Below are 16,277 nucleotides of genomic sequence, written 5' to 3' on the forward strand. Positions count from 1 at the left end.
TTCGATGTGACGCAGAGCGTCACGGGATGCATTCCCACGCGGAGCGTGGGAACGATCATTAGGCAGGGGTTAGGGTGTTTAGGCGACTGCGGCGTGTTCCTTCACACCGGCCTTGGCCTCAAGCTCGCGCACCAACGGCAACACGCGCTTGCCGAAGTACTCCACCTCTTCCTGGAAATGCAGGAACCCCGCCAGCACCAGATCCACGCCCACCGCTTTCAACGCGACGATGCGCTCGGCAATCTGCTGCGGCGTGCCGATCAGGTTGGTCTTGAAGCCGTCGTTGTATTGCACCAGATCCTCGAACGTCGACTTGGCCCAATTGCCCTCGCCTTCCGGTGACGCCCTGCCCGCCTGCTTAGCTGCATCGCCAAAGGCATTCACCGCTTCGGGGTCGGCCTGGTCGATGATCTGCGCCAGCACCGCGCGGGCTTCTTCTTCGGTGTCGCGAGCAATGACGAAGGCATTGACCCCGACCTTCACCGAATGATTGTTCGACGCCGCCTTCACCCGAATGTCATCGACCTGAGCCTTGATGCCTTCCGGCGTGTTGCCGTTGGTGAAGTACCAATCCGACACTCGCGCCGCCATGTCCCGGGCCGCGCGGGAGCTGCCGCCCTGGAAGATTTCCGGTTGGCCCAGGGGTTTGGGCTTGAGGCTGTAATTATCGAAACGGTAGAAATCGCCGCGGAAGGTGAAGTTGTCCTGGCTCCAGATGCCCTTGAGCGAGCGAATGAACTCTTCGGAACGGCGATAGCGCTCATCGTGCTCCAGCCAGTGTTCGCCGATGGCCTGGAATTCGCCCTTGAACCAGCCACTGACAATGTTCACCGCCACCCGGCCGTTGGTGAGTTGGTCGATGGTCGCCAGTTGCTTGGCCGCCAGCGCCGGTTGCCAGGGGCCGGGCAGAATCGCGGCGATGACTTTGAGGGTGGTGGTGGCGGCCAGCAGCGCATGGCTGAAGGCCACCGATTCATGCTGGAACTCGGCGCCGTAACCGGCGGTGAAACGGATCTGGGTCAGGGCATATTCGAACCCCGCCGCTTCGGCCAGTTGCGCCAGCTTGCGGTTGTAGTCGATGCCCCAGTGGGTGCGTTGTTCGATCTTGCTGACCACCAGCCCGCCGCTGACGTTCGGGACCCAGTAGGCAAATTTGACGGCTTGCTGACTCATTGGCGTGTCCTCGGGACTTTTGGGAAGTCTTTGGGTTAGAGCAGCAACCGTGCCACCGGCAGAAATCTGGAGGGTATGAGAATTGTGGCGAGGGGGCTTGCCCCGCTGGACTGCGCAGCAGGCCCATTTTTTGGGGCCGCTTCGCGACCCAACGGGGGCGAGCCCCCTCGCCACAAGGAGATTCTTTTGCCATAGATAGAGGGTGTGTCAGGGGCAATTTGCTGCTGCGCTGTTGGCACAGCAACAGTTCAAGTCTCGTTGAAACCCACATCGCTCAATAAACCCTGGCCCGACAGCCCCGGCATGGACCGTGCAATCACCCACTGTCTCTACTGCCGATCCAAGGAACAGCCTCCATGACCGACCACCAGATCATCAACCCCCTATCCACCGGCACTGACTATGAAACGCTGGCCGCACGATTCCGGCCGATCTTCGAGCGCATCGCCGCCGGTGCCGTTGAGCGCGAACAAACCCGCAGCCTGCCCTACGAGCCCATCCAATGGCTCAAGGAGGCCGGCTTCGGCGCCGTGCGCGTTCCGGTGGAATACGGCGGTGGCGGTGCTTCGGTGCCGCAGCTGTTCGAACTGTTGATCGAACTGGCCGAAGCCGATTCCAACGTGCCCCAGGCCTTGCGCGGGCATTTCGCCTTTGCCGAGGATCGCCTCAACGCCGCACCCGGCCCGGCGCGGGATGTCTGGTTCAAACGCTTCGTGGCCGGCGATATCGTCGGTTGCGCCTGGACGGAAATCGGCAGCGTGGCCATCGGCGATGTCATCACCAAAGTCTCGCCCCATGGCGATCAATGGCGGCTCAACGGCGAGAAGTTCTACAGCACCGGCAGCATTTTCTCCGACTGGATCGACGTCTACGCCCAGCGCAGCGATACCGGTGGCGACGTGATCGCCGCCGTGCGCACCCGCCAACCCGGCATCGTGCAGAGCGATGACTGGGACGGCTTCGGCCAGCGCACCACCGGCAGCGGCACCTCGCGGTTTGTCGATGCCGAAGTGGACGCCGAGAACATCATCGACTTCGCCACCCGCTTCAAATACCAGACCGCGTTCTATCAATTGGTGCTGCTGGCGACCCTGGCCGGCATCGGCCGCGCCGCGCTACGCGATGTGGCGCATCAGGTGCGGGAACGCAAACGCATCTACAGCCATGGCAATGCCCACCATGTCAGCCAGGATGCGCAGGTGCAGCAAGTGGTCGGGGATATTGCGGCGTTGGTGTATGCCGCCGAGGCCAGCGCCTTGAAGGCGGCGCAACCGGCGCAGAGAGCCTACGAGGCACGCTTCTCGGGTGATGAAACGTTGGAACGAGCAGCCAATGTCGCGGCGGAAATCGAATCGGCCAAGGCGCAGGTGGTGGTCACCGAATTGATCCAGCGCGCGACCACTGAGCTGTTCAATGCGCTGGGGGCTTCCGATATTCGTCAAGGCAAATCCCTGGATCGGCATTGGCGCAATGCGCGGACGGTGTCGTCGCACAATCCGGTGATCTACAAGGCGCGGATTGTGGGGGATTGGGTGATTAACGGGACAGAGCCGCCGTTTGTGTGGCAGATCGGGAATGGGCCTGAGCGTAAGTGATGTATTGGCTGGGATGACGCCATCGCGATCAAGCTTTGCTCCGGGTTGCGCGATCTGTAGGAGCAAGGCTTGCCCGCGATGGGGGCATCACTGACGCTACAAAATCAAGGCATTCCCGGAATGCTGGTATCACAAACGATATAGCGCTCCCCGCGCTTGATCATCTCCGCCCGCAGCTTCTGGCACCGGTCATATTCTTGCTGCACCGAATGATCGATGCTGATGTTGCCGGTCACTTCCGGCTTCTTCCCGTCACCGATGCGGATCGTCGCCCAGGGCTGCTCCGGCTCAATCTGAAAACGGCTTTTCTCTTCGACGGGTGCCTGGGTTTCGATGGCGGCCGGTTTCGGCAACTCATCTGGCGTCATGCCATAACGGCTCAAAATCGAGCTGTGAGGCAGTTCTGCGACGGCGTTTGCCGATAACACGGCCAACGCCAATCCCAAGACAAACCTCTTGCTGTTACTCACGTGACTGAATCTCCTGTACTCAATGGCGGCATGCCGCTCGTGCGTTGTAGAAATAACGCAGAAGTGGGCGGCTGCTTTAGTGCCGGTTCCTGTTGGTGCAGGGTATTGGAGTCCAGGCGTGACCTTCGAGTCACGGTGACAGGCAGATGATTGCGTTAGCGTTCTACGCGAGCAGGCGCCCACAAGTTGTTGCGCGATGACTGTGATGTGATGGATGTGTTGGGGCGGCGGATTCGGGCTCGGGGTTAAATGCCGGTTTGAGGCCAGCCATCAGGGCCTCTTCGCGGGCAAGCCTCGCTCCTACCCCTGATCGCGGTGTACGCAAACAGGCGTGTGTCCACTCATCCGAAACCACCCCCAACCTGTAATTTCTGACAGTAGCCAAACCCGCACCGTCGCTATTTCATGAGCCATGCCCACCGAGCCCATAGGTGCACCATGGCCACTGAACAATCCGACGCCGACATCCTGGTCATCTATCCGCCCATTATCCTGGGCGCCACTCCCAACGTCATCCCCTACACGTCCGTGCCACCCAACGAACCGGTGGAGGGCCTGCCCTTGGCCTTGTTCACGCCGGTGCTCAATCAACAGGGTGTATTGGCCAATGCGGTGAACGTGCTGATCGACCCGCCCCCGCACGACGGCCCAAGCGACGACAGCATTTCCATCGAGCTGTGGCTCAACGGCGTAGCCCTGGAAAACCGCCCCATCCCGATTGCCGACCGCGACAAACGCACGGAATTCACGCTGTTCGAGTCGCTGTTGCTCGATGGCGTCAACAACCGCCTGGCCTACAAAATCCACCGTCCCAGCGGCAACGTGGCCGACTCGATCCCCCTCTGGTTGATCTACAGCGCGCAGCTACCCGGCGGCAACAGCGTGCCCGGCGATGACGACCATCCGTACCTCGACATCAGCCTGCCGCCGGAACTCGGCGACCCGCCAGTGATTGGCAAGGACGACGCGGACAAAGGCGTGGCGTTGACCGTGTTTTATCCGTTCATGAAGGCTTACGACGTCATCACCGTCGAGCTGCGGCGCGAGCGGTTCACCTTCACCGTGCAGCCCGCACAGGTCGGCCAAGCGGTGGTCATCATCCTGACCCGGGCGATGTTTGAACAGGCCGGCAATAGCGCGGATTTTGCGATTTCCTACACCGTGGTCGATCAATTGCGCAACCCGACGCAGCGGCGGCGCTGGTCGAAGACCCTCAAGGCGGATGTGGATGTGGATCGGGAGGTGCTGGATGCGCCGATCCTGCGTGAAGACCTCACCGACCCGATGGACGATCCGCTGACGGTGGACCTCGACAAACTCAAGGGCGCGCCCCTGATCGTGGTGGTGATACCCAGGGCGCCCGTGTTTGCAGCGGGCGACCAAGTCGAGGGCCGGTTTACCGGGGCACCTTCGGGCGTCGATGTGCCCTTCACCGGCACCATCGAAACCGACGGCTTTCAGTTAAAGACCTGCTTCATGCAAATCCCCAACGTCAACGTGATACTCCACGACGTGGTACGAGCGTCATATACGCTGCTCAGAGGCGGCAGCACCGTTGGCGTTTCCAGAACAATTTCGGTACCGGTGATTGGCGCCGACAGCCCCATCCTGAACCCACCGACGCTAGTGGCCCCGGCCATCAGCCCGCTCGATGTGCTGGCCTACCCCAGTGGCGTGACCGTGCGGGTAACGTTTGCCAACAACCCCGGGGACAAGGCGCAGCTCAAGGAAATCAACCCACCACCGGGCGCGACGCCGTTTCCAGAGCAGGACTTCTCGGCCGGCCAATCCGACTTCACCCTCAGCCCGGAATTTCTCGCGGCACGCCAGGGTAAGGATATCGAGCTGACCTGGGCGTTGATTCGTGGCGGGGTGCCGATAGGGGAATCGTTGCCGTTGGTGTTGCAGGTGAACCGGATTGCGGATGGGGATACGCGGTTGCCGACGCCGACCATTAATGGCAACACCGGAACCGAGTTGAACGTGATGGAGCTAGAGGCCACCGCCCTGTTAAAGGTAACGCCGTGGCCGCATGTGGCGGGTGAGCGCCTGTGGCTGGACTATGCCGGCACCGACAGCGCAGGAAACCCGGTCACATATCCCGACCTTCAGGGTGACGTTCACACCACGTCGCCGGGGCTGGACACGCCTGCGCCGGTGGGTTGGCTTAAAGGGCTCAAGGATGGAAGAGAGCTGCGGATTACGTTCAAGGTGAACTTTGATGGGGTGGCGAATGAGGCGGGGGCGGTGGGGTTTCCGGTCAGGAGCTACCAGGTCAGGGCCGCTCCCCCCTTCAGCTTCAACACCACCCCGGTCACGCTGAGCGGCAGGTGCTACATCCTCCCGGGAAGTCCAGCGACGTTGCCGGTATTTGGCACGGGAACCTCCGTTCATCACCGCGCCAGTGGTGGTATCCCGCCCTACCAATACACCTCCAGTGACACGGTCGTTGCCGTGGTGAATGCCGATGGGTTGGTGACCGTAAGAAAAAACGGACAGGCAACGATCAGCGCAAAAGACAGCGCCGAACAGATAAAGTCTTATACCGTGACGGTGACAGGCGTTATGCAGTGCTTTGGCCTGGGACGTGTCCAGTGGGGGGCAGCCAACAACGCAGCGAATGGCGCAGGAGGCCGTTTACCAAGCATTGATGAAATACGCCAGGTCCTCGCCCAGTATGGAAACCGCTGGTCCATGGGCGCGGACTTCTATTGGTCCTCGGAGCGGGTCGGAACAAGGACCGATCACTACGTCGTCCATATTCCCGGGGACGGACAGGCCATCGGTCGCTGGGACGCAGGAACGGCGCTGGCCTATGGCATCAAGGCTTATTAGCACTCTGTAGGAGCAAAGCTGGCTCGCGAAGGCGATTTCACATTCAACAGGGATGTTGACTGATACGACGCTTTCGCGGGCAAGCCTTGCTCCTACGGGGGTTGGCGGCCTACACAATATTGGTGTACACCGCAGATCCCTGTAGGCGCGAGGCTTGCCCGCGAAGGGTCCCTATCAGGCGATCACAATCCCGGAGCCAGACAAACTCTCCAGCCCAACCCCCACCAACGTCACCGAATCCGCGCCAAACGTCAGCACCGTGTCATGCCCGACCGCCGAGGCATGCGCGCGGAAGTTATCGTCCGGCGTCACCCCTTGAACACCCATGAACACCAGCTTATCGGTGGCTTGATAGCCCACGACCTTGTCCTGGCCAAAGGCACCGGTGAACAGGAAGGTGTTGATGCCGCCGCCCGATTCCAGCAGGTCATTACCCGCGCCGCCGACGAACACATCATTGCCCTTGCCGCCGATCAAATGGTCGTTGCCGTCCAGGCCAAACAACCAGTCGCCAGTGGCATGCGCCGTCAACGTATCGGCACCCGCGCCGCCCTTCATTGTCGAGGCGTATTGCGTGACGTTGCTGCCGACCTTCAAGCCATCCGCCGTGACGCTGTGGGTCACGTCGTCCTTGAACACGCCCCACAGAAACCCCGGTTCCTTGGTCAGGATGCTGCCGATGTCACGGGTGATGCTGATCCCGCCGTTGGCGTCCTTCACGTAGAGGTTGCCGACGCCGTCGTTGGCGAACACGAAGTTCTTCACCGACTGCTGCAAGTCCAGCAGGTTGCTGCCCTTGCCGCCCAGCACGATGTTGTAGCCGCCACCGTCGCGGAAGGTGTCGTTGCCGTCGCGGCCTTCGAGGTAGTCATTGCCCTTGCCGCCCTGGATCAGGTCATTGCCGTCGCTGCCGATGATGAAGGTGCTGCCTTTGTGGGTTTCGGCGTTGCGGTTCAGGTCCTGGACCCAGGTGTTGGCCCGCGCCGGGTCCGAGAGGTTGGCGACGATGATGGTCGAGTCTTTGCTGGTGAGGTCGTAGAACTTCGACTCGATCACCCGGTTCATGCCGTCGCCGTACGCGGTCGGCAAATGTGAAATCCAGGTCGGGATGTTGAGGATGGAGAACGGCAGCACGTTCCACGCCGTCGAGGCGTAGTGATCGTTGAAGCTGACGATGTTGTCCGTCGCCGAAGCCTTGGCCCCATCGTGTACGCCGACTGACGCCAGGTTGAAGGTCGAGCCGTCGAGGGCGCGGAACACCGGGTCGTTTTCATAACCGACGTTGAGCACTTTGTCGTTGCTGCTCTGGGTCGGCGACGCGTAGGCGATGTAGTTCGAGTCCTTGTAGAAACCGCCCCACTTGTCCGTGCTCAGGTCCGCCGCGCTGTTGACCGCCAAGCCGCCGAGGCTGTGGCCGCTGAACAGCACGTCCTTGCCCGACAGGCCATTGGCACTGGCAAATGCCGCGACATTGCCGAGCAGTTTGCCAAAGGCTTCACCGACGTAATTCTTGGCGTAATCCTTAGGGCCAAGCGCCGCCAGCAGATCGTTGATCGCGTCGCCGATGGAGTCGCCGATGAGGATTTCCCGCGGGCCACTGGTGCCGCGAAAGGCGATGCCGACTTCGGTGAGATGACCCTGGGCATCGTACTTGCCGAGGATCTCGACCTGGGCGCTGGTAAACCCGGGCTTCTCGCCGTAGAAGGTTCCCCGTGCATCGGTCTTGCCGTCATAGCCCAGTTGCGCGGCGGTGATCGGGGTCCAGCCGGCCTTCTGTACCGCTTCCAGTGCGAGTTTTTCGGAATCGGGGTTCCACGGCACCCCCGGAATAACCCCTTGGGAATCGGTGCCGCCAATCAGCGCCGTGACCAGCGTCGCCGGCAGCCCGAGGCCGAAACCGTTGTGCTGATAACCGGTGGCGAAGCCGTTATCGAGGTTGTGATAGGAGTACAACGTGATGGCCATGGCATCGCTGAACAACGCCTTGGAATCGGCTGTGCTGAAGTTTTTGTAGTCGTACACACCCATTTGGTATTGCCTCTCTTTGTTGGAATTGTCAGAGATAGCTCACAACCAGGACGCCTCACTGACGAGGCGCCCCGGAGCATTTCAGTGCATGCCGCTTTGTTATGCGAACGTGAAGCCGGAAGCCGACAGGTTATCCAGTCCGACCCCGACCAGGGTCACGGCAAAATCGCCAATCTTCAGCACCGTGTCATGGCCCGACTGTGAAGCGTGCTGCTTGTAGTCATAGCCCTGCCCCGCGCCCTGGACGCCCATGAACACCAGTTTGTCGCTGCCCTGGTAGCCATTGATCGTGTCGAAACCAAAGGCACCGCTGAACAGGAACGTGTTGTTACCGGCGCCCGAGGCGTGCATCACGTCATTGCCCGCGCCACCGACGAAGGTGACGTGGCTCTTGTCGCTGCGCAGCAGGTCGTCCCCGGCATTGCCGAACAACCAGTCGCCATCGACGGTGGCCGCCAGGGTGTTGCCGTAGGCGTCGCCGTTGAGCGAATGGTTGTAGTGGGTCAATTCGCTGCCGTTGAGCAAGCCATTGGCGCTGACGCTGTAGGTGATCTCCTTGCTGGTCATGCCCCACCAGCCGCTCGACTCCTTGCTCACCAGCGCGCCGATGTCGCGGGTCAGGCTGATGCCGCCGTAGGCGTCGCGCACATACAGCGTGCCGTCGCCGTCGTTGGCAAAGCTGAAGTTCTGCAACGGCTTTTGCAGCTCGAAGGTGTTGCTGCCCTTGCCGCCCAGCAGGATGTTGTAGCCGCCGTCATCGCGGAAACGGTCGTCACCGGCCCGGCCCTCGATGAAGTCATTGCCGGCGCCGCCCTTGAGCAAGTCATTGCTGTCGGTGCCGATAATGAACGTGCTGCCGGTGTGCGGCTCGCCGCTGCGGCCCAAATCCTCGACCCAGGTCTTGCCCCGGGAATCCAGCGCCAGGTTGGAGACGATCAGCGTCGAGTCCTTGCTGGTGAGGTCGTAGAAACTCGAACCGATCACCCGGTTCAAGCCGTCGGCATAACCCAACGAGCCATGGGCCGACCAGCTCAGCGGGTTGAGGATGCTGAACGGCGTCAGGTTCTGCGCGGTGGAGGCGTAATGGTCATTGAAGTTGACGATGTTGTTGGTCGCCGACGCCTGATAACCATCGTGCTTGCCCACCGAACCGCTGCTGAATGTGGTGCCGTCCAGCGCACGGAACACCGGATCGTTTTCGTAACCGATGTTCAGCACGTTGGTCGCGACGCTTTGGGTCGGCGAAGCGAAGGCCACGTAGTTGGCGTCCTTGAAGAAACCGCCCCAGTTATCGCCGCTCAGTTCCGCCAGGCTGTTGACCCCCAGGCCACCGAGGCTGTGGCCGCTGATCAGCACGTCCTTGGTGCTCAGGCCATGGGCGATGGCGAACGCGGCGACGTCCTTGAGCAAGGTGTCGAAGGCGCTTTTCGCGTAGTTCTTCGCGTAATCCACCGGGCCGATGGCGGCCAGCAGGTTGTTCTTGATGTCGCCGAACGTATCGCTGTAGCCCAGGCCACCGGTGCCGCGAAACGCCACGCCGAGGCCGATCAGCTTGCCGGCCGCGTCGTACTTGCCGAGCACTTCGGCTTCGGCGCTGGTGAAGCCGTCCTTCTCGCCAAAGAAGCTGCCCTTGGCATCGACCGTACCTTTATAGCCCAGGGCCGAGGCGCCAATCGGCGCCCAACCGGTGGCGGGCAATGGCTTGCCCGTCGGCGTGTAGGCGTACAACGTCAGCGCGATGGCGTCGCTGTACAGCGCCTTGCCGGCCGCACTGCCGGCATTTTTGTAATCAAACAGTCCCATGTTTTTTGCTTCCTTTGCGTCAAATCAGAACTGCCAGTCCAACGTCAGGCCCACGCCGTGATCCTTTTCGTTGGAGCCGAGCAGTCCGTTGTAATCCAGGTTCACCCGGGTTGCCTTGTTCAACGCCAGCCCGGCACGCAGGCCGACCACGGCGGCGTTGCGATCCATCGACACGCTTTGCACGTTGAACCCGGTGTTGCCGTTGGCGAAGGCCAGGTGTTGATCGGTATCGACACTGCTCAAGTTGTGCTGCCAGCCGAGGCTGCCGGACAGTTCGAGTTGTTTCTGGTCGGACAGCGCAATGGCTTTGCTCGCCCGCAGGCCGAGGGTCGACAGCACCGCGTCGCGGTTGTCTTCACCGCCCTTGAGCGCGGCGGCATCACCCTTCTCGGTGAAGCTTTCGCTGTTCAGGTGCACGTAGGCCAGTTTGGCGAACGGTTCCAGGGCCAGGGGTTGCAGGTCCAGACGATAAGCGGCTTCGGTGAACACTTGCGCGGTGGTCGCATCGTGTTTGGTTTTCTGCTTGCCGCTGACGTCCGCGAATTGCAGGTCACGTTTCGCATCAATCCGATGCCAGCTGTAGGCACCGCCGACGCTCAGGCGCAAGGCATCGATTTCATGCCCCAGGTACGCACCCAAGTGGTAGCTGTCGACGTCGGCCGACGAATGCGTGCCATCGCCCATGCTCAACGAACTGTTGCTATAACCGGTGACGAAACCGAGACGGGTATCTTTAGCGATCAAGCCATCGCCACCCACCAGCAAGCCGCCGATGGAGCTGTTGGAACTGGCGTTTTCGTTGCCGCCATCGCTCTTGCCCCAGGCGCCAAGAACCTTGACCCACAGGTTGCTTTTGTCATCGGTCGGCGCGCCGGCGTCGAACAGATCACGTTCACGCAAGCGATCACTGACCGCATCACGCAGGTAACGGCTGTCGTTGATCAGCATGGTGCCCACCGCCGGGTGAATCTCGCCGGACAGTTGCTGGAACGCTTGCTGCGCCACTGCGGCGTTCGGCGCCAATAGCAGGGTTTCGTACAGCGCATTGCCCGCGCCCAATTGCTCGGCGGCAGCGGCCACGGCGCGTTGGTTCGGGGTCTGGCCGACAGCGCTGAAGGACGTCGCGTTACGCACCACCGCCAGTTGAATGCCGTTGGCCGTGTAATCCAGGGCGCCGCCGATAAACAGGTAGTTCGGCAGTACCGCACCGAATTGGCCCTGGATACCGCCCGCCGCTTGCAGAATGTTGTACTGATGGCCGAGCAGGGATTGCGTCTCGGCCGTGGTCAGCAAGGTCGGGCTATTTTCCAGGGACAAGCTGACGGTCGCGCCGTCGATCACAGCCTTGCCGCCGGCGATGATCTGGTCGCTACTGGTCGGCGACAGTTCCACGGCGTAGGTCGAACCCGGTTCGAAGACCACGTCGCCCGCCACTTGCAAGGTGCCGATGGAATTGCCCGGTGCCACGGTGCCGCCGCTTTTCGCGGTCAGTGCGCCGATGCGGCCGTTACCGCCGAGGATGCCGCTGTCATTGACCGTGACTGCCGAGGCCAGCGAACCGTTGATTGCCAGGCGCCCCTGATTGACCAGGGTCGGGCCGGTGTAGGTGTTGGCACCGGTCAGCACCAGGGTGCCGATGCCTTGCTTGGTCAAACCGCCATGCCCGGAAATGTCGTTGCGCCAGGTGTCGAGCCCGCAGTGCACGTCGTTGCACACGCGCTCGGTGGGTTTGCCGGCGTCGACAATCGCGCCGATGCCCGGCAGGTCCGCGACAAACTGGCTGTCACCGTAGGCACCCTGAATGCGGAATTCCTCAGGGATGTCCTGCTCGGTAACCAACATAGCCGGGCCATCGATGCCTTTGCCCAGGTTGATCATGCCCCAGCCGTACAACGCGTCGACACCCGGTGCGCCGAGGTCGGTGGCGGTGGTGCGCAACACGCTGGCGACCTGGGCGCCGGTCATGTACGGGAAGCGTTCCATCAACACCGCCATGGAACCGGCCACATGCGGCGCGGCCATCGAGGTGCCGTTGTAGTTGGTGTAGCCGGTGCCGACATTGTTCGGGTCGGTGCCGCTGATGATCGAGCTGTAGATTTTGCTGCCCGGTGCCGACACGCAGTAACTGGCGGTGTAGCCGCAACGCGAGGAGAACACGCTGATGTTGTAGAGCTCGCTGCTGGTCAGGTCCGGGTTCTTTTGCAGGGCGGCGACGGTGATCCAGTTTGGCGCGATGTCCGGCACGAAATAGGCCAGGCCGGCGATGGCGTCCGGGTTGTTGAGGTTGTAGTCGTTGCCGGCGGCGAAGATCGTGACGATGCCGCTGCGGGCCGCGGCGATGGCGCCGTCATAGGCGCCGCCCGGCTTGGTGCCGAGCAAGGGCTGGATCTCGTTGAACTGCAACTGCGCGTCTTGCACGGTGAAGTGCGGATACGCCGGGTCGCGCCCGCCGAGGTCGAAGCGATCGGTGATGCCGATGCCCCAGCTGTTGTTGATGATCCGCGCGCCGCTGGCGATCAGGGCATCCCAACCGGCCTTGTAGACTGCGCCGTCGTTGCCGCGAATGATCCCGTCTTCAGGGCCTGGGTCGCCATTGTCAGCGCTGATGATCTGCGCGCCGAAGGCCACGCCATGCATCGGGCCACCGTCGCGGCTGCCGGCGGCAATCCCGCCGACGTGGGTGCCGTGAGCACCGAGCTTGCCGTCGAAGCCGACCGAGGGCGCGCCGTTGTAAAGGAACGCGTCCCCGGCTTTGACCGGGATGTACGGGTCGGTGTACTCGCGGATGCCGCTGGTGACCAGGTTGATCACCTTGTTGGTCCCGGAAAACTCCGGGTGTTGGGCGTAGACCGGCTGGTCGAAGATCCCCAGTTTCACGCCTTTGCCGGTATAGCCGGCGGCGTAGGCGTTCTGGGCGTTGATCGCCCCGACGCCCCAATCGGCGTTGAACTCGGCGCTGCGCCAACTGTTGGGATCACCGATCTTGCCGTTTTCCACGTAAGGCGCGGCGTGGGCGGTGCCCAGCGTGGCCAGTGCGCAGAGCACGGCGAGGTTGAGGGATTTGAGGGCGAACTTGTTGTTGTTTTCAATCGTCATCCAGCTACCTTCCTTAGTTGTGTTGCCAAAATCCCTGCGCCTTCAAGGCGCACTTTTTTATTCCCGCGACTTGTAGCCGCTGCCAAACCTGCGTTCGGCCATGTAGCAGCTGCCGAGGCACGAGGCTGCGTTCGGCTGCGCAGCAGTCGTCAATCCCGCGCACACGGTCTCCCTGAAACACCGCACCGCCTGATTTCACGACGGCTTCGCCGCCGAACGCCGCCTCGTGCCTCGGCAGCTGCTACATGGACCGCGTCGACTCGAGCCCGCGGTCACCGAGGGCCGGTCAGAACTGCCAGTTGAGGCTCAACCCCACACCATGGCTCTTCTCGCGGCTGGCCAGTTGGCCGGTGTAATCGAGGTTCAGGCGAATATCACGGCTCAGCGCCAGGCTGGCGTGGGCACCGACCAGCGCGGCGTCGCGCACCAGTGGCGAACTTTCCACCGCGAAGGCGCTGCCACCGCTGGCAAACGCCAGGCGCTGCTCGGAATCGACACTGCTCAGGTTGTGCTGCCAGCCGAGGCTGCCGCTCAGGTCCAGTTGCTGCTGGCTCGACAGGTGCACGGTTTTCAAGGCGCGCAGGCCCAAGGTACTGAGCACCGCATCGCGGGTGTCGCCATGGCTTTTCAGCGCGGCGGCGTCGCCTTTCTCGGTGAAGCCCTCAGTGTCGAGGTGCACGTAGGCCAGATTCGCGAACGGCTCCAGCGCCAGGGGTTGCAGGTTCAGGCGATACGCCGCCTCACCGAAGACCTGGGTCGTGGCCGCATCGACCTTGGCTTTCTGCTTGGCGCTGACGTCGCCGTATTGCAGGTCACGTTTCACATCCGCGCGATGCCAGCTGTAGGCACCGCCCGCGCTCAGGCGCCAGGCGCCCAACTCATGGCCGGCATAGGCGCCGAGGTGATAGCTGTCGACCTGCGCCGAGGAATGCGTGCCCGACCCCATGTTCACCGAACTGTCGCTGTAACCGGCGACCAGGCCGATCCGGGTTTGCTCATCCACCGCACCGTCGACACCCGCCAGCAAACCGCCAATCGAGGTGGTGTAGCCCGCCGTGTCGTGACGGTCATCGGTCTTGCCCCAGGCACCGAGGGCCTTGATCCAGCCGTTGCTGTGCGCGCTATTGGCATCGTTGAGGCGTTCACCCACGGCATCGCGCAGGTAACGGCTGTCGTTGATCAGCACCGAACCCAGCGCCGGGTAGATTTCCCCCGACAACTGCTGGAACGCCTGTTGTGCCGAACTCGCGGTCGGCGACAGCAACAGGCTTTCGTACACCGCATTCCCTGCGCCGAGCCCTTCCACCGCGCCGGCCACGGCACGCTGGTTCGGGGTCTGGCCGACGCTGGCGAAACTCGTGGCGTTGCGCTCAACGTTCAGCTGAATGCTGTTCGCCGCGTAATCCAGCGTGCCGCCGATGAACAGGTAGTTGGGCAATACCGCGCCGAACTGCCCCTGGATACCGCCGGCCGCTTGCAGGATGTCGTACTGATGACCGAGCAGGCTTTGCACCTGGGCGGTGCTGAGCAAGGTCGGGCTGTTTTCCAGGGACAGGCTGACGGTGGCGCCGCTGACGTTGGCCGTGCCGCCGGCGACAATCCGGTCGCTGTTTGTCGGCGACAGTTCGACGGCGTAGGTCGAACCCGGAGCAAAGGTCACATCGCCGCTGACTTGCAAGGTGCCGATGGAATTGCCCGGGGCCACCGTGGCGCCGGCATTGGCGGTCAATGCGCCGATTCGTCCGGAGCCGCCCAACGTGCCGCTGTCATTCACCGTGACCGCAGAAGTCAGCGAACCGTTGACCGCCAGCAGACCGCCGTTGACCGTGGTCGGCCCGCGATAGGTGTTGTCGCCGGTAAGCATCAAGCGCCCGGCGCCGGACTTGATCAGGCTGCCTTCGTAGACGCGCGTGGCCGCCGCGCTATCCCGCGCCATGCCCACCGCGTAGTCGGTCTGATCCTGCTGACTGGCGCCCGCCGCCACGCCGTTTTCCCAACCTTTATCTTTCAGGGTCTGTTGCCAGGCGCTGTGTTCGGCGGCGTCTTCGGTCTGGCGCTGGAGCAACGCCTTGTCGCTGATACCGTTGCTCCACACATCGCTCTGCCCTGCCCCCAGGTTGGCGTCGAACGCGCCGAGCAATTGCCCCGGCCCGCGCATCGCCCGGTCCAGGTTGGCGACGCCCCAGCCGACCCGGGTGTTCGGCGCATCGGTAATCGAACCGTCGAGCTGGGTCGCCGTGGTCAGCAGCACTTGCAGCGCTTGCTCGTTGTTCATGTACGGGTAGCGTTCCATCACCAGCGCCAGGGCGGCCGTGGCGTGGGGCGCCGACATCGAGGTACCGGACTTGATCGCGTACCCGCCGTCCGGAATGGTGCTGTCGATCTTCGCGCCAGGGGTGGTGATGCACCAGTACTTGGCGATCCCGCACTGGTTGTACTTTTGCTGGTTAGCTTGATCGAGCCCGGAGACCGCCAGCCAGTGGCCTTCGAGGCCCGGCTGGAAGTACGGCAGCGCCGAACGCACGCTGGCGTTGGGGTAGCCACTGTTGCCGGCGCTGAACACGTTGATCACACCGCGACGGGAAGAAACATCGGCGGCGGCATCCAGCCAGGTGCCTTTGTTGAAGTGCTGGGCGTAGGCCGCGTGCAAGTCATCGAGGGTGCGGTAGCTGACATCCGGCGGCTGGCTGCCCCAGCTGTTGTTGATCGCACGCACACCGGCATCGGCCAGGGCGTTATACGCCGCTTTGAAATACTGCGGATCGGGGTTGGGGCCGAACAGGAAACTGTCGTTCTTGTTGGTGTTGGCCACGTAGATCTGCGCGTTGTACGCCACGCCGTGCATGCCGGTGCCATCACGGGACGCGCCCAGGGTGCCGGTGACGTGGGTGCCGTGGGAATCGTTGTTGGGGTTGAGCGTGCCGTCGACGTTGAACGGCGTGCCATCGACGTAGGTGCCGCGGGTCATGACCGCGTGATAACGGTCGGTGGCGAACTCGGGATGGCTGGCATCGAAGCCGGAATCCAGTTCACCGATCTTCACGCCTTTGCCGGTGATGCCGGCGGCGTAGGCTTGATCGGCCTGCATGCGGGCCAGGCCCCAATCGCGCTGGAATTCCGCCGTGCGCCAACTGGCGGCGTCGCCGGGTTTGCCGGTTTCGAGGTATTGGGCCTGGGCTGCTTGTGGGATGGCAGAAACCAGGAGCAATAACGTGCCGACCGATATCGGCTTGATCTGTACTTCCATGTCTTCTCGCTTTTTTTGTTTTTGTAGGAG

The 16,277-nt window shown here is 62.5% G+C and carries 8 protein-coding genes; 2 read left to right on the top strand and 6 right to left on the bottom strand.

Going from position 1 to position 16,277, the window contains the following annotated elements:
- Positions 1 to 78 precede the first annotated feature (78 nt).
- Positions 79 to 1,173 carry a dimethylsulfone monooxygenase SfnG gene (gene sfnG, locus HKK53_RS04685; protein WP_169369757.1) on the bottom strand — a complete coding sequence of 365 codons (1,095 nt, stop codon included), beginning with the start codon at positions 1,171 to 1,173 and terminating at the stop codon, positions 79 to 81.
- A 356-nt stretch (positions 1,174 to 1,529) separates the two neighbouring features.
- Between sfnG and HKK53_RS04690 the strand changes: the two genes are divergently transcribed.
- The gene (locus HKK53_RS04690) at positions 1,530 to 2,768 is read left to right on the top strand and encodes an acyl-CoA dehydrogenase family protein (RefSeq protein WP_169369758.1); all 1,239 of its coding nucleotides are present in this window, start codon (positions 1,530 to 1,532) and stop codon (positions 2,766 to 2,768) included.
- Between the two features lie 104 nt (positions 2,769 to 2,872).
- Here HKK53_RS04690 and HKK53_RS04695 read toward each other — a convergent pair whose 3' ends face one another.
- Positions 2,873 to 3,238: a hypothetical protein gene (locus tag HKK53_RS04695; protein WP_169369759.1), complete on the bottom strand. Its 366-nt coding sequence runs from the start codon at positions 3,236 to 3,238 to the stop codon at positions 2,873 to 2,875.
- 438 nt (positions 3,239 to 3,676) lie between these two features.
- Between HKK53_RS04695 and HKK53_RS04700 the strand changes: the two genes are divergently transcribed.
- The gene (locus HKK53_RS04700) at positions 3,677 to 6,073 is read left to right on the top strand and encodes an Ig-like domain-containing protein (protein ID WP_169369760.1); all 2,397 of its coding nucleotides are present in this window, start codon (positions 3,677 to 3,679) and stop codon (positions 6,071 to 6,073) included.
- 174 nt (positions 6,074 to 6,247) lie between these two features.
- Here the strand turns inward: HKK53_RS04700 and HKK53_RS04705 are convergent, their stop codons facing one another.
- The 4 genes from HKK53_RS04705 to eprS form a co-directional block, all read right to left on the bottom strand.
- Entirely contained in the window at positions 6,248 to 8,101 is a 1,854-nt protein-coding gene (locus HKK53_RS04705; RefSeq protein ID WP_169369761.1) for a polyurethane esterase, read from the bottom strand.
- 99 nt (positions 8,102 to 8,200) lie between these two features.
- Complete coding sequence (locus HKK53_RS04710) at positions 8,201 to 9,904, bottom strand: polyurethane esterase (RefSeq protein ID WP_169369762.1); 1,704 nt, start codon at positions 9,902 to 9,904, stop codon at positions 8,201 to 8,203.
- Between the two features lie 24 nt (positions 9,905 to 9,928).
- Complete coding sequence (locus tag HKK53_RS04715; RefSeq protein WP_169369763.1) at positions 9,929 to 13,000, bottom strand: autotransporter serine protease; 3,072 nt, start codon at positions 12,998 to 13,000, stop codon at positions 9,929 to 9,931.
- A 286-nt stretch (positions 13,001 to 13,286) separates the two neighbouring features.
- Positions 13,287 to 16,247 (bottom strand): autotransporter serine peptidase EprS, encoded by a 2,961-nt coding sequence (gene eprS, locus HKK53_RS04720; protein WP_169369764.1) that lies wholly within the window; start codon positions 16,245 to 16,247, stop codon positions 13,287 to 13,289.
- Positions 16,248 to 16,277: the final 30 nt, after the last annotated feature.

The sequence above is a fragment of the Pseudomonas sp. ADAK7 genome, from assembly GCF_012935675.1.
In the GTDB taxonomy this organism is placed as follows: domain Bacteria; phylum Pseudomonadota; class Gammaproteobacteria; order Pseudomonadales; family Pseudomonadaceae; genus Aquipseudomonas.